The 18,863-nt window shown below is 72.9% G+C and carries 17 protein-coding genes and 1 pseudogene; 13 read left to right on the top strand and 5 right to left on the bottom strand.

Annotated features, from left to right (window positions below; all coding sequences use genetic code 11):
* The first annotated feature begins 26 nt into the window (after positions 1 to 26).
* On the top strand, positions 27 to 857 hold the full coding sequence (locus tag DJ476_RS06750; protein WP_103419610.1) for a sulfurtransferase: 831 nt from the start codon (positions 27 to 29) through the stop codon (positions 855 to 857).
* 75 nt (positions 858 to 932) lie between these two features.
* Here the strand turns inward: DJ476_RS06750 and sepH are convergent, their stop codons facing one another.
* The gene (gene sepH / locus DJ476_RS06745; protein WP_103419611.1) at positions 933 to 2,000 is read right to left on the bottom strand and encodes a septation protein SepH; all 1,068 of its coding nucleotides are present in this window, start codon (positions 1,998 to 2,000) and stop codon (positions 933 to 935) included.
* A gap of 495 nt (positions 2,001 to 2,495) precedes the next feature.
* Between sepH and DJ476_RS06740 the strand changes: the two genes are divergently transcribed.
* The gene (locus tag DJ476_RS06740) at positions 2,496 to 3,668 is read left to right on the top strand and encodes a hypothetical protein (RefSeq protein WP_112490095.1); all 1,173 of its coding nucleotides are present in this window, start codon (positions 2,496 to 2,498) and stop codon (positions 3,666 to 3,668) included.
* 110 nt (positions 3,669 to 3,778) lie between these two features.
* On the opposite strand, the gene DJ476_RS06735 is transcribed toward DJ476_RS06740, so the two are convergent.
* Positions 3,779 to 5,101, bottom strand: a complete 1,323-nt coding sequence (locus DJ476_RS06735) for a D-arabinono-1,4-lactone oxidase (protein WP_103419613.1) — start codon at positions 5,099 to 5,101, stop codon at positions 3,779 to 3,781.
* Positions 5,058 to 6,305 carry an MFS transporter gene (locus DJ476_RS06730; RefSeq protein ID WP_103419614.1) on the bottom strand — a complete coding sequence of 416 codons (1,248 nt, stop codon included), beginning with the start codon at positions 6,303 to 6,305 and terminating at the stop codon, positions 5,058 to 5,060. The genes DJ476_RS06735 and DJ476_RS06730 overlap by 44 nt, the downstream gene beginning before the upstream one ends.
* A 242-nt stretch (positions 6,306 to 6,547) precedes the next feature.
* Between DJ476_RS06730 and DJ476_RS06725 the strand changes: the two genes are divergently transcribed.
* A complete protein-coding gene (locus DJ476_RS06725) occupies positions 6,548 to 7,675 on the top strand; it encodes a ferrochelatase (protein WP_103419615.1) in 1,128 nt (375 codons plus the stop codon).
* A gap of 34 nt (positions 7,676 to 7,709) precedes the next feature.
* Positions 7,710 to 8,510, top strand: coding sequence for an inositol monophosphatase family protein (locus tag DJ476_RS06720; RefSeq protein ID WP_103419616.1), 801 nt, complete (start codon positions 7,710 to 7,712; stop codon positions 8,508 to 8,510).
* 95 nt (positions 8,511 to 8,605) lie between these two features.
* Here DJ476_RS06720 and DJ476_RS34825 read toward each other — a convergent pair whose 3' ends face one another.
* Positions 8,606 to 8,779, bottom strand: coding sequence for a hypothetical protein (locus tag DJ476_RS34825; RefSeq protein WP_162888441.1), 174 nt, complete (start codon positions 8,777 to 8,779; stop codon positions 8,606 to 8,608).
* Between the two features lie 350 nt (positions 8,780 to 9,129).
* Here DJ476_RS34825 and DJ476_RS06710 point away from each other — a divergent pair, with 350 nt between their 5' ends.
* The 4 genes from DJ476_RS06710 (at position 9,130) to DJ476_RS06695 (ending at position 12,717) form a co-directional block, all read left to right on the top strand.
* Complete coding sequence (locus DJ476_RS06710) at positions 9,130 to 9,783, top strand: response regulator transcription factor (RefSeq protein ID WP_070199664.1); 654 nt, start codon at positions 9,130 to 9,132, stop codon at positions 9,781 to 9,783.
* A gap of 5 nt (positions 9,784 to 9,788) precedes the next feature.
* Positions 9,789 to 11,021: a sensor histidine kinase gene (locus DJ476_RS06705; RefSeq protein WP_112490094.1), complete on the top strand. Its 1,233-nt coding sequence runs from the start codon at positions 9,789 to 9,791 to the stop codon at positions 11,019 to 11,021.
* A 405-nt stretch (positions 11,022 to 11,426) separates the two neighbouring features.
* Positions 11,427 to 11,723: a DUF4193 domain-containing protein gene (locus DJ476_RS06700; protein ID WP_003965732.1), complete on the top strand. Its 297-nt coding sequence runs from the start codon at positions 11,427 to 11,429 to the stop codon at positions 11,721 to 11,723.
* Between the two features lie 13 nt (positions 11,724 to 11,736).
* Positions 11,737 to 12,717: a hypothetical protein gene (locus tag DJ476_RS06695; RefSeq protein ID WP_112490093.1), complete on the top strand. Its 981-nt coding sequence runs from the start codon at positions 11,737 to 11,739 to the stop codon at positions 12,715 to 12,717.
* A gap of 66 nt (positions 12,718 to 12,783) precedes the next feature.
* On the opposite strand, the gene DJ476_RS06690 is transcribed toward DJ476_RS06695, so the two are convergent.
* Positions 12,784 to 13,242 (bottom strand): DUF3093 domain-containing protein, encoded by a 459-nt coding sequence (locus DJ476_RS06690; protein WP_019761757.1) that lies wholly within the window; start codon positions 13,240 to 13,242, stop codon positions 12,784 to 12,786.
* Positions 13,243 to 13,300: 58 nt separating this feature from the next.
* On the opposite strand from DJ476_RS06690, the gene DJ476_RS06685 reads away from it, so the two are divergent.
* From DJ476_RS06685 to DJ476_RS06665, 5 genes and pseudogenes are all read left to right on the top strand, one after another.
* The gene (locus DJ476_RS06685; RefSeq protein WP_019761758.1) at positions 13,301 to 13,885 is read left to right on the top strand and encodes a PaaI family thioesterase; all 585 of its coding nucleotides are present in this window, start codon (positions 13,301 to 13,303) and stop codon (positions 13,883 to 13,885) included.
* Positions 13,885 to 14,412, top strand: a complete 528-nt coding sequence (dut, locus tag DJ476_RS06680; RefSeq protein ID WP_103419620.1) for a dUTP diphosphatase — start codon at positions 13,885 to 13,887, stop codon at positions 14,410 to 14,412. The genes DJ476_RS06685 and dut overlap by 1 nt, the downstream gene beginning before the upstream one ends.
* Before the next feature lies 1 nt (position 14,413).
* A pseudogene (locus DJ476_RS06675) lies at positions 14,414 to 15,180 on the top strand (DUF3710 domain-containing protein).
* A gap of 262 nt (positions 15,181 to 15,442) precedes the next feature.
* Positions 15,443 to 18,037, top strand: coding sequence for a DUF4118 domain-containing protein (locus tag DJ476_RS06670; protein WP_112490092.1), 2,595 nt, complete (start codon positions 15,443 to 15,445; stop codon positions 18,035 to 18,037).
* A 68-nt stretch (positions 18,038 to 18,105) separates the two neighbouring features.
* Positions 18,106 to 18,798: a response regulator gene (locus tag DJ476_RS06665; RefSeq protein ID WP_112490091.1), complete on the top strand. Its 693-nt coding sequence runs from the start codon at positions 18,106 to 18,108 to the stop codon at positions 18,796 to 18,798.
* Positions 18,799 to 18,863 lie beyond the last annotated feature (65 nt).

Raw genomic sequence — 18,863 nt, 5'->3', positions numbered from 1 at the left:
ACGGCCTCTGCGCGAGGATGGCACCCATGAAGCCCATCATCACCGCAACCGAATACGCGAGCGAGTCGGCGGGACCGCGGCCCCCGGTCCTCCTGGACGTCCGCTGGCAGTTGGGTGGTCCGCACGGCCGCCCCGACTACGAGGCGGGCCACCTCCCCGGCGCCGTCTTCGTCGACCTCGACGCGGAGCTGGCCGGACCGGCGGGCAGCGGCGGCCGCCACCCCCTCCCGGACCCGGAGGCCTTCGGCGCCGTGATGCGCCGGGCCGGGGTCGGCCAGGACACCCCGGTCGTGGTCTACGACGGCGGGCAGGGCTGGGCCGCCGCCCGCGCCTGGTGGCTGCTGCGCTGGACGGGCCACCCGGACGTGCGGGTCCTGGACGGCGGGCTCGCCGCGTGGACCGGCGGCCTCACCACCGAGATCCCGTACCCGGCCGAGGGCGATTTCCGGCCGAAGCCGGGCGCCCTGCCCACCCTGGACGCGGACGGGGCCGCCGCCCTCGCCCGTACGGGACTGCTCCTGGACGCCCGGGCGGCCGAGCGCTACCGGGGCGACGTCGAGCCCATCGACCGGGTCGGCGGCCACATCCCCGGGGCCGTCTCCGCCCCGACCACCCAGAACGTCACCGAGGACGGCCGCTACCTTCCGGCCGAACGGCTCACCGAACGGTTCACCGCGCTCGGGGCGGGGAAGAGCGACGGGCCCGTCGGCGTCTACTGCGGCTCGGGGGTCTCCGGCGCCCACGAGGTGCTGGCCCTGGAGATCGCCGGCATCCCCGCCGCGCTCTACCCCGGCTCCTGGTCCGAGTGGTCCGCCGACCCCGCCCGTCCGGTCGCCACCGGCCCCGACCCGAGGTAAGGACCGGCGGCAGGACGGAGAGGGGCCCGTACGCCATCGCGTACGGGCCCCTCTCCCGCCGACCGGCACTCCCGGTCAGTCCTGCTTCTTGCGGCGGGTACCGAAGACGATCTCGTCCCAGCTCGGCACGGCCGCCCGCCGCCCCGGCCGGACCCCGTCCGCCTCCGCCTGACGGTCCGTCGTCCCGGTCAGCCGGTCGCGGTGACCGGCCACCGCCCTCGGCATCAGCACGTCCGCGTACGCCGAACCGGCACCGGCGGAGGCCGCCGCCGCGGGCGGTTCGTCCGCCTCGGCCTCCTCGGCCGCGGGCTCCAGCGCGGGCGGCTCGGGCTGCGTGGGCCGCTCCGGCACCACCATGTCGCCCCGGAAGCTCGGCACCGCCTCCAGCAGGCTGGTCAGCGAGTCCCGCTCACCGGCCGAGGCGCTGCTCACGTACTCCTCCGGCTCGGGAGCCGGAACGGGCCGTTCCACATGCCGCTCGATCTGCCGGTCCAGGGTGCGGTCCAGCGGCCGGTCGCGCGGCAGCCGGGCGATCCGGGGCACGAACGGGAAGCTCGGCTCGGGCGCCGCGTCGTCGGTCTCCCCGATCAGCGAGCGCGCCTCGTCGTCGACGGCCTGGACCAGCCGGCGCGGCGGGTCGTAGCTCCAGCTCGCCGAGTGCGGTTCGCCCGCGACCCGGTAGACGAGCAGGACCTCCCAGGTGCCGTCGTCACGGCGCCAGGAGTCCCACTGGACGGTCTCCTTGTCGGCGCCGCGCAGCAGCAGCCGCTCCTGCACCGCCTCGCCGAGCTGGGGGCCGGTGTTCTCGCCGGGACGGCGCACGGGGGTCTTCCGGGCCCGCTCGGCCATGAAGGCGCGCTCCGCGAGCACGGGGCCCTCGAAGCGGCGGACACGGTCGACCGGGATACCGGCGAACTGAGCGACCTCCTCCGCGGAGGCACCGGCCCTTATGCGGGCCTGGATGTCGCGGGGGCGGAGGTGGCTCTCCACCTCGATCTCGATCTGGCCCAGCCGGGCGCGGTCGTTGCGCACGGCGGCGCGCAGCCGCTCATCGATCGGAAGCGTGTATTCCGTGCTGTCCGCAGCCTTGAGCACCAGTCGTGTGCCGTCGTTGGAGACGGCCACGACACGCAGTTCGGGCATGGGGACCTCCCGGGTGGTGCCTGCCGACGTCACGTGCGTCGCTGCTTCCGCTAGTCGAGTGTGACCTGCCCGGGTGCAGCCTGCCACAACCTTGCCAAGTTGCCCGGCGTGTCGGGCGCTCGCCCTGGAACGCCGCCATGGCACGGTTGTCTCTTGCGTCCCAAAGTGACCGATTTGGCCGCTCTGCGTAGCAAACACCCGTGCAATGCCTTGGCGCCGCCGGTTCGAGTGCCGCCGTCGGCCCCCTCCCGTAGCTGCGGATACCCGTATGGGAGTCCGCCCCAGGGCTCGTCACAGTACTCCATTCGGGCCACCGGGGTGGACCGGCGCGCCGCCGAACTTCTCGGGAGGCCCGGGAGTTGGGTTACCCACTTCCCTGCGATATGCCCCTGATGCGTGGCGTGCTTCACACAATCACCGGAAACGGAACTATCCACTTCGCTCATTTGTCCCTTCCTGTTGCATGGTGGGAGAGATGTCAAGCAGGGGCTGGTAATGGTTCAGAAGCCGGAAAGTGACATAGAACCCAAGGAAAGGCGCATCGATCTGAGTCTCCCGCAGGTCGCCGGGAGCGCCGTGGCGGCCGTCGCCGCGGCGGTGGCGGCCTCGCAGCTGGGCGTGTACGGGACCATCGCCGGGGCGGGCGTGATGAGCGTCGTCGCCACCTGCGGGGGCTCCGTCTTCCAGCACTTCTTCCGCCGCACGGGTGAGCAGATCCGCGAGGTGACGGTCCAGGTGACCCACCCGGAGGGCCGCCAGGTGACGGTGCGTACCAAGGAGACGACGCCGGCCGGACGCAGATCCGCCGAGCGGCGGCCGGAGCCCGGTCCGGGTCCGGCGGAGGACGCCACCACGGTGCTGCCGACCGTCGACCCGGGCGCGGTCCCGGAGGTGGACGCGCACGGCGCCCCGGACCCGGAGCGCACTCAGCTCCTGAGACCGGTCGCGGACCCGGACCGTACGCAGATGCTCGGCGCGGTCCCCGCCGCCGACGACCACACGCGGCTGCTGGGACCGGTGGCCGACCCGGACCGCACGCAGCTGCTGCCGCAGGCGGCCGTCCACTCCACCGGGACCGACGAGGCCCCGGCCGACGACGCGTTCACCGAGGGCACCACCCACGGCACCCGGCTGCGCGGCTGGAAGCGGCCCGCGCTCGCGGCGGCCGCCGTCTTCGCCGTGGCCATGGGCGGGATCACCGTCTTCGAGATGATCTCGGGCAACGACCTCAGCGGCGGCAAGGGCACCACCCTCGGTTCGGTCGTCCGGAGCGGTGGCGGCGACCGCGACTCCGGCCCCGCCGACCCCGCGCCCTCCGGTGACACCGGCCGGGACGGGGGAGAGGGCGAGCAGCGGCAGACCCCCGGCAGCGGTGACGGCGAGAGCGACGGCAGTGGTACGGGCTCCGCCCCCGCCACCGACCCCGGCAAGGACGGCGGCACGAGCCCCGACCCCGGCACGGGCACCGGCGGCGAGAGCCCGGGCACCGGGTCCACCCCCACGCCCACCCCCTCCGGCGGCGGCACCACGCCCGCCCCGACGCCCACGCCGTCGGCCCCCGACGGCAACGGGACCGGCGCCCCCGACCCGACGACCGATACGGGCCCCGGCGCCGCCGCCGGCCAGGGCGAGCAGGCCCCGCCCGCGGGTGGCGCAGGCGCCGAGTGACCGGCGTACCGGAGAACGGTTCGGCCCCCTCACCACCGTGAGGGGGCCGAACCCGTTTACGGGCTTACCGGCTTACCGGCTTACCGGCTTACCGGCTTGTCGGCGGAGGCTCACTCCCCGAGGACGCGCCGCAGATAGTCGTTGCCGAACATCCGGTCCGGGTCGAGCCGGTCCCGTACGGCGGTGAACTCCCCGAACCGCGGGTAGACCCCCGCCAGATACTCCGCGTCCCGGGTGTGGATCTTGCCCCAGTGCGGGCGGCCCGCGTGCGCGGTCATGATCCGCTCGACCGCCGTGAAGTACGAGCGGTGGGGCGTGCCCTTGTAGAGGTGGACGGCGATGTACGCGCTGTCGCGGCCGGAGGCGGTTGAGAGGGCCATGTCATCGGCGGGCGCGGTCCGCACCTCGACCGGGAAGCTGATCTTCAGCGGTGAGCGTTCGACCATCGCCTTCAGCTCCCGCAGCGCCGCCACCGCCCGTTCGCGCGGAACGGCGTACTCCATCTCCACGAACCTCACCCGGCGCGGGCTGGTGAAGACCTTGTAGGGGATGTCGGTGTAGGTGCGGGCGGAGAGCGCCCGGCTGGAGAGCTTGGCGATGGACGGGATGGTCGCGGGGACCGCCCGGCCGACCGAACAGGCCACCTGGAAGACGCCGTTGGAGAGCAGCTCGTCGTCGATCCAGCCGCTGACCCTCCCGGGCGGGGCGGCGGGGCCTGCGCTGCGGTTGTTGCGCTTGGTGTTGCAGTTGCCCGTGTGCGGAAACCAGTAGAACTCGAAGTGCTCGTTCTCCGCGACCAACTGGTCGAACTCGCCCGTCGCCCGGTCGAAGGTCATCGGCTCCTCCCGGGCAGTCAGCAGGAAGACCGGCTCCACGGCGAGGGTGACCGCGGTGATCACCCCGAGGGCGCCGAGCCCGACCCGGGCGGCGGCGAACACCTCCGGGTTCTCCCGTTCCGAGCAGACCAGCACCGAACCGTCGGCGGTGACCAGCTCCAGGGCGCGGATCTGGGCGGATATGGAGGCCGAGTCGCGGCCGGTGCCGTGCGTTCCGGTGGAGGTGGCCCCGGCGACCGTCTGCTCCATGATGTCGCCCATGTTGGTGAGGGAGAGCCCCTCACGGGCGAGCGCGGTGTTGAGGCGCTTGAGCGGAGTGCCCGCCTCCACGGTGACGGTCATCGCCTTGCGGTCGATGTCCCGGATGCCGGTGAGCAGGTCCGGGCGGATCAGCACCCCGTCGGTGGCGGCGGCCGAGGTGAAGGAGTGGCCGGTGCCGACCGGCTTCACCCGCAGCCCGTCCGCGTGCGCCCGGCGCACCACGTCCACCAGCTCGTCCACGGACGCGGGGGACTCGGTCCGGGCGGGCCGGGCGGTGACGGTCCCCGCCCAGTTACGCCACGCGCTCGTCGTCTTCCGTGCGTAGGTGTCGCTCATCTTCCCCGCGCCCTCCCGTAGGAACCGGCTTCGCCAGCCGGCGATACCCCAGGAACGCCACCGCCGCCGCGAGCGCCCCCGCCGCGACGGGCACCGCGTACCCCGCCTTCGCCCCGGCGGCGTCGACCACCCAGCCGGCGGCCGAGGAGCCGAGCGCCACTCCGACCGCTAGCCCGGTACTGGTCCAGGTCATGCCCTCGGTCAGCTTGGTGCGCGGTACGTGCGCTTCGACGAGAGCCATGGTGGTGACCATCGTGGGTGCGACGGAGATGCCCGCGACGAAGAGCGCCACGGCCAGCAACGGAAGGTTCCCGGCCAGTAGGAGGGGGATCATACTCACGGCCATCGCACAGACACCCACCAGCCACCTGGCCGCGGGCCTCCCCTTCAGGTGCAGCAGCCCGAAAACGGCCCCCGCGAGGCAGGAGCCCAGCGCGTAGACGGCCAGCACCAGGGAGGCCGCCGCCTTCTTGCCGCTCTCCTCGGCGAACGCCACGGTCACCACGTCCACCCCGCCGAAGATGGCGCCCGTCGCCACGAAGGTGGCCACCAGCACCTGGAGCCCCGGCGAGCGCAGCGCCGAGCCGCCGGTGTGCAGTGACTTCGGGTGCGGGACGGGCTCGGTGGCGCGCTGGGCGGTCAGCCAGAAGACCCCGACCAGCAGGAAGAGGGCGGCGATCAGCGGACCGGCCTCGGGGAACCAGGCGGTGGAGAGGCCGATCGAGATGATCGGGCCGAAGATGAAGCACACCTCGTCGACGATCGACTCCCAGGAGTACGCCGTGTGCAGCTCGCGGCTGGAACTCCGGTAGATCGCCGCCCAGCGGGCCCGGACCATCGACCCCACGCTCGGCACACAGCCCGCGGCCGCCGCGAAGACGAAGAGCGTCCAGTCGGGCGCCCCCTGCTGGGCGCAGATCAGCAGCCCCGCCACGGCCGCCACCGCGACCAGCGTGAAGGGGCGCAGCACTCGGCGCTGCCCGTACCGGTCGACCAGGCGCGAGACCTGCGGACCGAAGACGGCGGCCGCCATGGCGAGCGTCGCGGTGAGCGCACCGGCCAGCCCGTAGCGGCCGGTGAGCTGCGAAATCATGGTCACGACGCCGATGCCGAGCATGGAGAGCGGCATCCGGCCGAAGAACCCGGCGGCGGAGAACCCCTTGGAACCGGGGGCGGCGAAGATCGTGCGGTAGGGGCTGGGCAAGAGGGTGCTCCGGTCGTGCCTGTCATGCGTGTAGCTGGCCGATACAGCTTACGGCCGGGCGGAGGTGCCGGACACCGGAATTCCGGCCGCCCGGGGGAGCGCGGCCGGTGACGGGAGAGGGGCGCGGGCAGGCACGTGACCAGGGCGCGAGAAGGCGCCCGGACTCCCGGTTCCGGCACTTGCCGACGGGGCGTCGGATGTCGGTTGCCGTGCTGTCGGAGGCGAGTGGCAGGATCGGTGTCATGTCTGATCTGCGCGATCCCGCTCCCTACGACGCCCTTCTGCTGCTCTCCTTCGGCGGTCCCGAGGGCCCGGACGACGTGGTCCCGTTCCTGGCGAACGTGACCCGTGGCCGGGGCATCCCCGAGGAACGGCTCAAGGAGGTCGGGCAGCACTACTTCCTCTTCGGCGGGGTCAGCCCGATCAACGCCCAGAACCGGGCCCTGCTGGACGCCCTGCGCAAGGACTTCGCCGACCACGGCCTGGACCTGCCGGTCTACTGGGGCAACCGCAACTGGGCGCCGTACCTCACCGACACCCTGCGCGAGATGACCGCCGACGGGCACCGCCGCATCGCCGTCTTCGCCACCAGCGCGTACGCCTCCTACTCGGGCTGCCGCCAGTACCGGGAAAACCTGGCCGAGGCCCTGGCCGCCCTGGAGGCGGAGGGGCTGGACGTGCCGCGCGTGGACAAGCTGCGCCACTACTTCAACCACCCCGGTTTCGTCCGGCCCATGGTCGACGGCGTGCTCGCCTCGCTGGCCGACCTCCCCGAGGACGTCCGGGCGGGCGCGCACCTCGCCTTCACCACCCACTCCATCCCGACCTCCGCCGCCGACGCCTCCGGCCCCATGGAGGACCACGGCGACGGCGGCGCGTACGTCGCGGAGCACCTGGACGTGGCCCGGCTGATCGTGGACGCGGTGCGCGAGGAGACCGGCACCGAGCACCCCTGGCAGCTCGTCTACCAGTCCCGCAGCGGCGCCCCGCACATCCCGTGGCTGGAGCCCGACATCTGCGACCACCTGGAGACCCTGCACGGCGAGGGTGTCCCCGCCGTCGTGATGGCGCCCATCGGCTTCGTCTCGGACCACATGGAGGTCCTGTACGACCTCGACACCGAGGCCACCGCCAGGGCCGCCGAGCTCGGGCTTCCGGTCCGCCGGTCCGCGACCGTGGGCGACGACCCGCGCTTCGCCGCCGCCGTACGGGAGCTGCTCCTGGAGCGCGCGGCGAGCGAGCGGGGGCGTGCGGTGACCCCCTGCGCGCTGGGCTCGCTCGGCCCGTCCCACGACCTCTGCCCGGTCGGCTGCTGCCCGGCCAGGGCCCCGAAGGCGGCCGCGGCCGGCGCCGACAGCCCGTACGCGTAACGCATCCGTCCCGTCGAGCCCCCTGGGAGCCCCCGTGACCGACCCCGCCCTCACCGAACTGCTCGACCTCGCCCTGGAGGCCGCGCGCCGCGCCGGAGCCCTGCTGCGCGACGGCCGCCCCGCCGACCTGGGGGTGGCCGCCACCAAGTCCAGCCCCATCGACGTGGTCACCGAGATGGACATCGCCGCCGAGAAGCTGATCACCGGCTATCTCACCGACTTCCGCCCCGACGACGGCTTCCTCGGCGAGGAGGGCGCCAGTTCCCCGGGGACCACCGGCATCCGCTGGGTCATCGACCCGCTCGACGGCACCGTGAACTATCTCTACGGCCTGCCGACCTGGGCCGTCTCCATCGCCGCCGAGCGCGACGGCGAGCGGGTCGTGGGCGTCGTCGAGGCCCCGATGCGCGGCGAGACGTACCACGCGGTCCTGGGCGGCGGTGCGTACGCGAACGGCAACGCCCTGCGCTGCCGCCCCGCCCCGCCGCTCGACCAGGCCCTCGTCTCGACCGGCTTCAACTACGTCGCCCACGTCCGCGCCCACCAGGCGGACGTGGCCCAGCAGCTGATCCCGAGGCTCCGCGACATCCGGCGCGGCGGCTCGGCCGCCGTGGACCTCTGCGATGTGGCGGCGGGTCGGCTGGACGGCTACTACGAGCGCGGGCTGCACCCCTGGGACCTGGCCGCGGGCGACCTCATCGCCCGGGAGGCGGGTGCGCTGACCGGCGGCCGCCCCGGGCTGCCCGCCGACGGCGACCTCACGGTGGCGGCGACCCCCGGGGTCTTCGAGCCGCTCCAGGCGGCCTTGGAGGAGCTGGGCGCCTGGCACGACTGACCCCGCCGACGCCCTGGTGGGAGCTGTGCGGGGCGCTGAGCACAGCAGAGGGCCCCGGGGGCCGTGACGGCTCCCGGGGCCCTCTGTCGTACGGCTCAGACGCTCGTGGCGCCGATTTCCACGCCGTGCTCGGCCGCGAGGCGGTGCAGGTCGTCCAGCTCGCCCTGCTCGACATCCGCCAGGAAGTCGTCGCCGTCCTCGCGAGCCCGCGTGAGGTCGGACTCGGTCGTCTTGATGCGTTGCAGCAGACCTGCGGTGAAAGCGTCCATGATGCGCCCCCTCATCGTGGGTCGGTGGCACGGGGGTGTGCCCGGGATTCCTCCGGCAGGGGAGCCGGAGGGGCGGGTGATCTCGCCGCTTCTCCGGGGAAAACGGAGAGGGGCCGTGGCGTGCCACGGGCCGGACGTGATCGCGGGTGTGAACCCCTCATCCCCATGCGCAACCTCACGGAAACCTCAACTGGCCGGTAAATCCGCCCCCTTCTCGGGGGCGGGCCGGCCCAGCGCCGTCTTACCGCCGGTTTATACGCGTTGCGGGCAGGATGGATGTACACAGTCGGCCTCCCCTGGGGGCCGTTCGCTGTGTGAACCCGTAGAAGGACCTAAGGAAGGAATGCGCTGTGCGCGTACTCGTCGTCGAGGACGAGCAGCTGCTCGCCGATGCGGTGGCCACCGGGCTGCGCCGGGAGGCCATGGCCGTCGACGTCGTCTACGACGGTGCCGCGGCCCTGGAGCGCATCGGGGTCAACGACTACGACGTCGTCGTGCTGGACCGGGACCTCCCGGTGGTGCACGGCGACGACGTCTGCCGCAGGATCGTCGAGCTGGGCGTGCCCACCCGGGTCCTCATGCTCACCGCCTCCGGCGACGTCAGCGACCGGGTCGAGGGGCTGGAGCTGGGCGCCGACGACTACCTCCCCAAGCCCTTCGCCTTCAGCGAGCTGACCGCCCGGGTCCGCGCGCTCGGCCGCCGTACGACGGTCGCCCTGCCCCCCGTCCTGGAGCGGGCCGGGATCAAGCTCGACCCCAACCGCCGCGAGGTCTTCCGGGACGAGGTGGAGATCCAGCTCGCCCCCAAGGAGTTCGCGGTGCTGGAGGTCCTGATGCGCAGCGAGGGCGCCGTCGTCTCGGCGGAGCAGCTCCTGGAGAAGGCCTGGGACGAGAACACCGACCCCTTCACCAACGTGGTGCGGGTCACGGTCATGACGCTCCGCCGCAAGCTCGGTGAACCGCCCGTGATCGTCACCGTACCGGGCTCCGGATACCGGATCTGAGGACCATGGCCGCCACCCCGCCGCCCCCCACGGCACCCCCGAAGCCCACCTGGGAGCCCAAGCAGCAGGAGCCCCCGTACCCCTGGCTGCGTCCGACCATCCGGATACGGCTCACGCTGCTGTACGGCGGGATGTTCCTGATCGCGGGCATCCTGCTGCTCTCGATCATCTACATGCTGGCCGCCCAGGCCCTCGGGGTGGGCAGCAAGCTGCCCTTCGAGATCGTCAGCGGCCGGGTCGCCAGCGAGATCTGCGACCTGCCGACGACGCCCTCCCCGGAGGCCTTCAACGCGGCGATGAACGCCTGCGTCAACAACCAGCGCAAGGAGGCGCTGGAGACGCTGCTCAACCGCTCCCTGCTGGCCCTGGTCGGGCTCAGCATCATCGCGTTCGCCTTCGGCTACGCCATGGCGGGCCGCGTCCTGTCCCCGCTGGGCCGGATCACCCGGACCGCGCGCCGGGTGGCGGGCACGGACCTCACCCGGCGGATCGAGCTTGACGGCCCGGACGACGAGCTGAAGGAGCTGTCGGACACCTTCGACGACATGCTGGACCGGCTGGAGCGGGCGTTCACCGCGCAGCAGCGGTTCGTCGGCAACGCCTCGCACGAGCTGCGCACCCCGCTGGCGATCAACCGCACCCTGCTGGAGGTCCACCTCTCCGATCCGCAGGCCCCGCCGGAGCTGCAGCAGCTCGGGAAGACCCTGCTGGCCACCAACGAGCGCAGCGAGCAGCTGGTCGAGGGGCTGCTGCTGCTGGCCCGCAGCGACAACCAGATCGTGGAGCGCAAACCGGTCGACCTCGCCGAGGTCGCCGACCGCGCCATCGACCAGGCCCGGGCGGAGGCGGTCGAGCGGAACGTGGAGATCCGCGGTGAGCGGGCCGGTGCCGTCGTGCAGGGCAACGGGGTGCTGCTGGAGCGGATCGCGCTCAACCTCGTCCAGAACGCCGTGCGCTACAACGTGGCCGAGGACGGCTGGGTGGAGGTCACCACCTCCCTGCAGCCCGGTCAGGCCCTGCTGGTCGTCTCGAACACGGGACCGGTGGTGCCCGCGTACGAGATCGACAACCTCTTCGAGCCCTTCCGGCGGCTGCGTACGGAGCGCACGGGCAGCGACAAGGGGGTCGGACTCGGCCTGTCGATCGCGCGGTCCGTCGCGCGGGCCCACGGAGGCCGTATCATCGCGGAGCCCCGCGAGGGCGGCGGCCTTGTGATGCGTGTCACCCTGCCGGCCTGAGAGGCTGCGCGGTGTGATGCTCCACCGGATCTCCATGTTCGCTTTGGGCGGAATTTTCAGGACCCGTTCCCTGGCGAGCCGTGTGTGATCAATCACAGGGCCCGTTTTCGGCTCTTACACGCTCCGTGATCACATCCCGTTCGGAAAGCCGGTAATCGTCCGGGTTTTCGGAGGGCGTTATCACGGGAAGTACACGGGGTGGCGCCTGTGAACTGCACAGACGGGACCGTGTACGGTCCCCATCGCCACCCAAGCCGAGCCTCGCCGAGGCGGCCGGTTGGGTGTCGATTGAGTAACAGACCTTGATGTGAGGCAAAATCTCCGCCTCAGGTCGGGCACAAGTCCGGCCTCTCACGCGTTACGTGCGCTGAGACACCCGCAGACACCCAAGAGGGGGAGAGCGACATGGCAACGGATTACGACACCCCACGCAAGACCGACGACGACGTCGACCAGGACAGTCTTGAGGAGCTGAAGGCCCGTCGGAGCGACAAGACGGCCTCCGCCGTCGACGTCGACGAGTTCGACGCCGCCGAAGGCCTCGAGCTGCCCGGCGCGGACCTCTCCAACGAGGAGCTGGCCGTCCGGGTCCTGCCCAAGCAGGCCGACGAGTTCACCTGCATGAGCTGCTTCCTGGTGCACCACCGCAGCCAGCTGGCCCGCGAGAAGAACGGTCAGCCCATCTGCCGCGACTGCGACTGAGGCCGGGTCGGCCGTGGCAGGCGACACACCGTTCCGGAAGCGGCGCCCCTGGCGCCGGCACGGACCGGAGGAGAATCGGGGCGGCACAGGCGCGGCAGCGGGCGACAGCCCGGCTGCCGAGCGGGCCGCCGCCCTGCCGGACCCCTCCGGTGTCTCCGGCCCCGGTGGTTCCGGTGCTTCCGGTACGTCCGACGACGAGCGGGGCCGTCCGGCCTCGCTCGAAGTGGCGGGGGCGGCAGACCTGCCGGACAGCGACGAAGAGAAGGACCAGGCGGAGCCCGTGACCGGGGCAGGCCGCCTGCGTGTAGTGAAACGGGGGGTGCGCAAGAGCGGGGAGAGCGCCCGTGCGCTGGCCGGCCGGCTGGCCGACCTGATCATCGAGACGGCTCCCCGCGTCCCGGTGCGCGACCTCGCCACCCTGCGCAAGCAGTTCCCCGGGCTGGGGCCCGAGGAGCTGGCCGACAAGCTGGTGGCGGGCGCGAGCCGGGCCAGCGCCACCGTCGGAGCGGGCGTCGGCGCGGCCGCCATGATGCCCGTACCACCGGCCATGCTCGCCGAGCTGGCGGCCGAGGTCACCGGCGTCGCCGCGATCGAGATGAAGCTCGTCGCCGAACTCCACGAGGTCTACGGCCACCGCCCGCCGGGCAATCTCGCCCAGCGCTCCACCGCGTATCTGACGTCGTGGACGGAGGAGCGCGGTATCGACGTCATGCGCCCCGCCACGCTCAACGCGGCCCTGGGCGGCCAGATGAAGCGCGAGCTGCGCCAGCAGATCACCAAGCGCATGGCACGCAACCTGCCCAACCTGATCCCGTTCATGATCGGCGCCGCCGTCGGCGCCACGATGAACCGCCGCGACACCCGCAAGCTCGCCGACCGGGTCAGGAGCGATCTGCGCAAGAACCAGATCCCCTGGGACCGGCTCACCGAGCTGCCCCCGCTGGAGCGGCCCGCCGTGCCCGTCGTCCTGCCCAAGGGGATCGAGGGCGCCTGATCCGATCGGCGCCCCTTCACGCACGACCGGAAGCGGGCGCCCCCGGATGCGTACGCCTACGGGCGGTCAGGCCGCCGGGACGCCACTCAGCGCCGCCGCCAGGCCCTTCGGGTCCCGGGTGGAGAGGAAGACGTACGGAGTCGGGTCGTCCGGATCCGTGACCTCCACCCGCACCGCCGTCCCCACATAGCTGCGCAGCAGCATGAAGGCCCGCGCGTCCGCCTTGTGCGTCCGCCAGGCGCGCGCCTCCTCGGCGTCCAGCGCCTCGGGCTCCCCGAGCGCGGAGAGCGGAATGCGGGCGTCACCCGCCACCAGCGCCCCGCCGACCACCCGGATCCGGGCGGAGCCGTAACTGCTCACCGCCGCCGCGGCCGCCGCCGCACCGCCGACCAGCCCGGCCAGCATCGGCAGGGTGCCCAGCGGCAGAAGCATCAGCGCACAGGCGACACCGATCCCGAAGGCGATGAACCACCAGGAACGGGGCGCGGTGAGACGTTCGTCGAAGGGCGGTGCGGAAGGCTGCATGGAACCAAGCTTGGCACGGCGCGCCCGGCGTGCCGCCGCGCGGGTAAGGTCTGCGCCTGTGAGTGGAACATCAGCAGCTCTGACACCCCCGGCCGACGCCGTCGCACCGGTCCGGCACCCGGACGCCCCGCCTCCCGGGGAGCTTCTCGGCGCGCACTACGAGCACTGCTTCGGCTGCGGCGGCGGACAGCCGCACGGACTGCACCTCCAGGCCCGGGCCGGCGAGGGCGTGAGCGTCACCGCCGAGTTCACCGTCAAGCCCGCCCACCAGGGCGCCCCCGGCCTCGCCCACGGGGGCGTGCTCGCCACCGCGCTGGACGAGACCCTCGGCTCGCTGAACTGGCTGCTGCGCACGATCGCGGTGACCGGACGGCTGGAGACCGACTTCGTGCGCCCCGTCCCGGTGGACACCGTGCTGCACCTGGACGCCCGCATCACCGCCGTGCACGGCCGGAAGATCTACTCCACGGCCACCGGCCGCATCGGCGGCCCCGAGGGCCCCGTCGCCGTCCGCGCCGACGCCCTCTTCATCGAGGTCAAGGTGGACCACTTCATCGAGAACGGGCGGCCCGCCGAGATCCAGGCCGCCATGGCCGACCCGGACCAGGTCAAGCGTGCCCGAGCCTTCGAGGTGAACCCCTGATGCGCAGCCCCGTCGACGTACTCATCCGCCTGCTCGACCCGGACGTGCCGATTCCGGCGTACGGACACCCGGGGGACGCCGGGGCCGACCTGGTCACCACCGAGGCCGCCGAACTCGCCCCCGGCGAGCGCGTGGTGCTCCCCACCGGGATCTCGATCGCCCTGCCCGACGGGTACGCCGCCTTCGTCCACCCGCGCTCCGGCCTCGCCGCCCGCTGCGGAGTGGCCCTCGTGAATGCCCCAGGGACGGTTGATGCCGGGTACCGTGGGGAGATCAAGGTGATCGTGGTCAACCTCGATCCGCGCGAGAGCGTGCGGTTCGAGCGGTTCGACCGGATTGCCCAACTGGTCGTCCAGCAGGTCGAGAAGGTGCGCTTCCACGAGGTGGCGGAACTTCCCGGCTCGGCGCGGGCCGAAGGGGGCTTCGGGTCCACCGGCGGCCATGCGTCGGTGGACGTCGCCGAGGGCGGGATCACCCACGGTGGGAACAGCTACGCTTCGGTCGTATCCGACCGGGAAGGACAGTGACGTGTTCGGACGTCGCAAGAAGAGTGGTTCCGCCGAGGACGCGGCGGACGAGGTGCGCGAGACCGAGCAGGTCGCCGACGAGGGTACCGACGGAGCCGCGTCGGGCGCCCGGCGGGTGAACCTGCCGCCGGCCCCCGCCCCGACGGACCCTGGGACAGCACCGAGGTCTCCCAGCCCGGCGAGGGCCGGGTCGACCTGGGCGGCATCTTCGTCCCCGGTGTCGAGGGCATGGAGCTGCGGGTCGAGGTGGCCGGGGACGCGATCGTCGCCGCCACCGTCGTGCTGCGCGACAGCGCCATCCAGCTGCAGGCCTTCGCCGCCCCCAAGCGCGAGGGCATCTGGGGCGAGGTCCGCGAGGAGATCGCCTCCGGCATCACCCAGCAGGGCGGCATCATCGACGAGGTCGAGGGCCCGCTGGGCTGGGAGCTGCGCGCGCAGGTCCCCGTACAGCTCCCGGACGGCACCAACGGGGTGCAGCTGGTGCGCTTCGTCGGCGTCGACGGTCCCCGCTGGTTCCTGCGCGGGGTCATCTCCGGCCAGGGCGCCGTGCAGCCGGAGGCCGCCGGGCTGCTGGAGACGATCTTCCGGGACACCGTGGTCGTCCGCGGCGACGGCCCGATGGCCCCCCGCGACCCGATCGTCCTGAAGCTCCCCAACGACGCCCAGATGGTGCCCGAGGGCGTCCAGCAGGAGGAGCAGGAGGGCTCGAAGTTCTCCGGCGGCATGGGCCAGCTCCAGCGCGGCCCGGAGATCACCGAGGTCCGCTAGCGGTACGTGACCGGGTCCACCGGTCCGTGACCACAGCATCGGCCGGTGGGCCGCTCCCTTCCGAGGGTGCGGCCCACCGGCCTTTCCCGTGCGCGCCCCTCACCTGCACGGTTCCCGCGTCAGAGTTACGTCAATACGTCCCCGGTCCCCGCTCCCACCACCGGAGACCGGCCCCGGGCGGAGTAGCGTCGTGGGTGGCAGCCGCACCGGGCGCCACCGGCCGTCGCACCGAGGACGGCCGACGGATGAAGACAATGGGGCCATGGGACGCGGCACACTCCGGATCTACCTGGGCGCGGCACCGGGCGTCGGCAAGACGTACGCGATGCTCTCCGAGGCCCACCGCAGGGTCGAGCGCGGCACCGACTGTGTGGTGGCCTTCGTCAACCACCACCGGCGGCCGCGCACCGAGGCGCTGCTGCACGGCCTGGAGCAGGTCCGACGCTGCGAGATCACCCACCCCCCGGCCCACCCCGCCGAGACCGAGATGGACGTCGACGCGGTCCTGGAGCGCGCCCCGGCCGTCGCCCTGGTCGACGAGCTGGCCCACACCAACCTCCCCGGTGCCCGCAACGCCAAGCGCTGGCAGGACGTCGAGGAGCTGCTCAAGGCCGGGATCGACGTCATATCCACGGTCAACATCCAACACCTGGAGTCGCTCGGCGACGTCGTGGAGTCGATCACCGGCGTCCGCCAGGAGGAGACCGTCCCCGACGAGGTGGTGCGCCGGGCCGACCAGATCGAGCTGGTCGACATGTCGCCCCAGGCGCTGCGCCGCCGCCTTGCCCACGGCAACATCTGCCGCCCCGACGAGCTGGACGCGGCCCTCTCCCACTACTTCCGCCCCGGCAACCTCACCGCCCTGCGCGAGCTGGCCCTCCTGTGGACCGCCGACCGGGTCGACGAGTACCTGCGGCAGTACCGGGGCGAGCACGGCATCCGCACCCCCTGGCAGGCCCGTGAACGCATCGTCGTCGGCCTCACCGGCGGACCCGAGGGCCGCACCCTCATCCGCCGCGCCTCCCGGATGGCGGCCAAGGGCTCCGGCAGCGAGATCCTCGCCGTCTACATCGCCCGCAGCGACGGGCTGACCTCCGCGTCCCCCAAGGAGCTGGCGGTCCAGCGGACCCTGGTCGAGGACGTCGGCGGAACGTTCCACCACGTCATAGGCGACGACATCCCCGCCGCCCTCCTGGAGTTCGCCCGCGGGGTCGACGCCACCCAGATCGTGCTGGGCTCCAGCCGCCGCAAGACCTGGCAGTACGTCTACGGCCCCGGCGTCGGCGCCACCGTCGCCCGGGAGTCCGGACCCGACCTGGACGTCCACATCGTCACCCACGGCGAGGTCGCCAAGGGGCGCGGGCTCCCCATCGCCCGGGGCGCCCGGCTGGGGCGGGCCCGGATCGTCTCGGGGTGGCTCATCGGCGTCGTCGGCCCGGTCCTGCTCTCCCTGCTGCTGCTCAGCCTGGAGAACGGCCCCGGCCTCGCCAACGACGTCCTGCTCTTCCTCTTCCTGACGGTCGCCGCCGCCCTGCTCGGCGGGCTGCGCCCCGCCCTCGCCTCGGCCGCCGTCGGCGTCATGCTCCTGAACTACTGGTTCACCCCGCCCACGCACACCCTCACCGTCCAGGACCCGGAGAACTTCGTCGCCATCGTGATCTTCTTCGGGGTGGCGGTGGCCGTCTCCTCGGTGGTGGACCTGGCGGCCCGCCGTACCCACCAGGCCGCCCGGCTGCGCGCCGAGTCGGAGATCCTCTCCTTCCTGGCGGGCAGCGTGCTGCGGGGGGAGACCGCGCTGGACGCGCTGCTGGAGCGGGTGCGCGAGACCTTCGCGATGGAGTCCGTCGCCCTGCTGGAGCGGGCGAGCGACGTCGACCCGTGGACCTGCGCCGGGTTCGTGGGGCCCGCGCCGGTCGCCCGGCCCGAGGACGCGGACGTGGACATGCCGGTGGGCGACAACATGGCGCTCGCCCTCTCGGGCCGGGTGCTGCCCGCCGAGGACCGCCGGGTGCTCGGCGCCTTCGCCGCCCAGGCCGCCGTCGTCCTGGACCGCCAGCGGCTGGTCTGGGAGGCCGAGCAGGCCCGCAGGCTGGCCGAGGGCAACCGGATCAGGACCGCGCTGCTCGCCGCCGTCAGCCACGACCTGCGCACCCCGCTCGCCGGGATCAAGGCCGCCGTCACCTCGCTCCGCTCCGACGACGTCGCCTGGTCGCCGCAGGACGAGGCCGAACTGCTGGCGGGGATCGAGGACGGCGCCGACCGCCTCGACCACCTGGTCGGCAACCTGCTGGACATGTCCCGCCTCCAGACCGGCACCGTGACCCCGCTGATCCGCGAGATCGACCTCGACGAGGTGGTGCCGATGGCGCTCGGCGGGGTCCCCGAGGGCAGCGTCGAGCTGGACATCCCCGAGACGCTGCCGATGGTCGCGGTCGACCCCGGGCTGCTGGAGCGGGTCGTCGCCAACATCGTCGAGAACGCCGTGAAGTACGGCTCCGCCGGGGAACCCGTCGCGGTGGCCGCCAGCGCCCTCGGCGAACGCGTGCAGCTGCGGGTGGTCGACCGGGGGCGCGGGGTCCCCGACGAGGCCAAGGAGCGCATCTTCGAGCCCTTCCAGCGGTACGGTGACGCCCCGCGCGGTGCCGGGGTGGGCCTCGGCCTCCCCGTCTCCCGGGGCTTCGCCGAGGCCATGGGCGGCACCCTGGACGCCGAGGACACACCCGGCGGCGGGCTGACCATGGTCCTCACCCTCACCGCCGTACCGGGCCGGGACCGCGACCGGGGCCGGGACCCGGCGGCCCTCCCGGCGGAGGCCCACCTCATGACGGCGTCCTTCCCGGCGGAGGCCACCTCATGACGGCGGCCCCCCCTCGCCCCCTCCCCATACCGTCCGCACCGCCCGTACCGCAGAAAGGCAGGTCCCCGATGACCCGGGTGCTCGTGGTCGACGACGAGCCGCAGATCGTCCGCGCCCTCGTGCTCAACCTCAAGGCCCGGCAGTACGAGGTCGACGCCGCGCCCGACGGGGCGACCGCCCTCCAGCTCGCCGCCGCCCTCCACCCCGACGTGGTCCTCCTCGACCTCGGGCTGCCCGACATGGACGGGGTCGAGGTGATCCGCAGCCTGCGCGGCTGGACCCGGGTCCCGATCCTCGTCCTCTCCGCCCGCCACACCTCCGACGAGAAGGTGGAGGCGCTCGACGCGGGCGCCGACGACTACGTCACCAAGCCGTTCGGCATGGACGAGCTGCTGGCCCGGCTGCGCGCCTCCGTACGCCGCTCGGAACCGGTCGGCCAGGACCTCACCGAGGACCTGGCGATCGTCGAGACGGCCGGCTTCACCGTCGACCTGGCCGCCAAGAAGGTGCACCGGGGCGGCCGCGACGTACGGCTCACGCCCACCGAGTGGCACCTGCTGGAGGTCCTCGTCCGCAACGCCGGCCGCCTGGTCGGCCAGAAACAGCTCCTCCAGGAGGTCTGGGGGCCCTCCTACGGCACGGAGACGAACTATCTGCGGGTCTACATGGCCCAGCTCCGCCGCAAGCTGGAGGCGGACCCCTCGCACCCCCGCCACTTCGTCACCGAACCGGGGATGGGGTACCGCTTCGAGCGCGGCTGAGACCACGGCCGGGCCCATGCCGTACGTCAGGGGCCGTCCCTCCCGCCTCACCCTTCCGAGTGATC

The sequence above is a fragment of the Streptomyces bacillaris genome (assembly GCF_003268675.1).
In the GTDB taxonomy this organism is placed as follows: Bacteria; Actinomycetota; Actinomycetes; order Streptomycetales; family Streptomycetaceae; genus Streptomyces; species Streptomyces bacillaris.
Note: the sequence above shows the minus strand (reverse complement) of the source record. Positions and strands in the feature narration are given on the sequence as shown.

What these genes read in the sequence shown, in the direction of transcription:
- DJ476_RS06705 (WP_112490094.1), top strand. Translation starts at nt 9,789, where the DNA reads ATGGCCGCCACCCCGCCGCCCCCCACGGCACCCCCGAAGCCCACCTGG.
- DJ476_RS06690 (WP_019761757.1), bottom strand. Translation starts at nt 13,242, where the DNA reads ATGCAGCCTTCCGCACCGCCCTTCGACGAACGTCTCACCGCGCCCCGT.
- DJ476_RS06735 (WP_103419613.1), bottom strand. Translation starts at nt 5,101, where the DNA reads ATGAGCGACACCTACGCACGGAAGACGACGAGCGCGTGGCGTAACTGG.
- DJ476_RS06750 (WP_103419610.1), top strand. Translation starts at nt 27, where the DNA reads ATGAAGCCCATCATCACCGCAACCGAATACGCGAGCGAGTCGGCGGGA.
- dut (WP_103419620.1), top strand. Translation starts at nt 13,885, where the DNA reads ATGCGCAGCCCCGTCGACGTACTCATCCGCCTGCTCGACCCGGACGTG.
- DJ476_RS34825 (WP_162888441.1), bottom strand. Translation starts at nt 8,779, where the DNA reads ATGGACGCTTTCACCGCAGGTCTGCTGCAACGCATCAAGACGACCGAG.
- DJ476_RS06670 (WP_112490092.1), top strand. Translation starts at nt 15,443, where the DNA reads ATGGGACGCGGCACACTCCGGATCTACCTGGGCGCGGCACCGGGCGTC.
- DJ476_RS06725 (WP_103419615.1), top strand. Translation starts at nt 6,548, where the DNA reads ATGTCTGATCTGCGCGATCCCGCTCCCTACGACGCCCTTCTGCTGCTC.
- DJ476_RS06700 (WP_003965732.1), top strand. Translation starts at nt 11,427, where the DNA reads ATGGCAACGGATTACGACACCCCACGCAAGACCGACGACGACGTCGAC.
- sepH (WP_103419611.1), bottom strand. Translation starts at nt 2,000, where the DNA reads ATGCCCGAACTGCGTGTCGTGGCCGTCTCCAACGACGGCACACGACTG.
- DJ476_RS06665 (WP_112490091.1), top strand. Translation starts at nt 18,106, where the DNA reads ATGACCCGGGTGCTCGTGGTCGACGACGAGCCGCAGATCGTCCGCGCC.
- DJ476_RS06740 (WP_112490095.1), top strand. Translation starts at nt 2,496, where the DNA reads ATGGTTCAGAAGCCGGAAAGTGACATAGAACCCAAGGAAAGGCGCATC.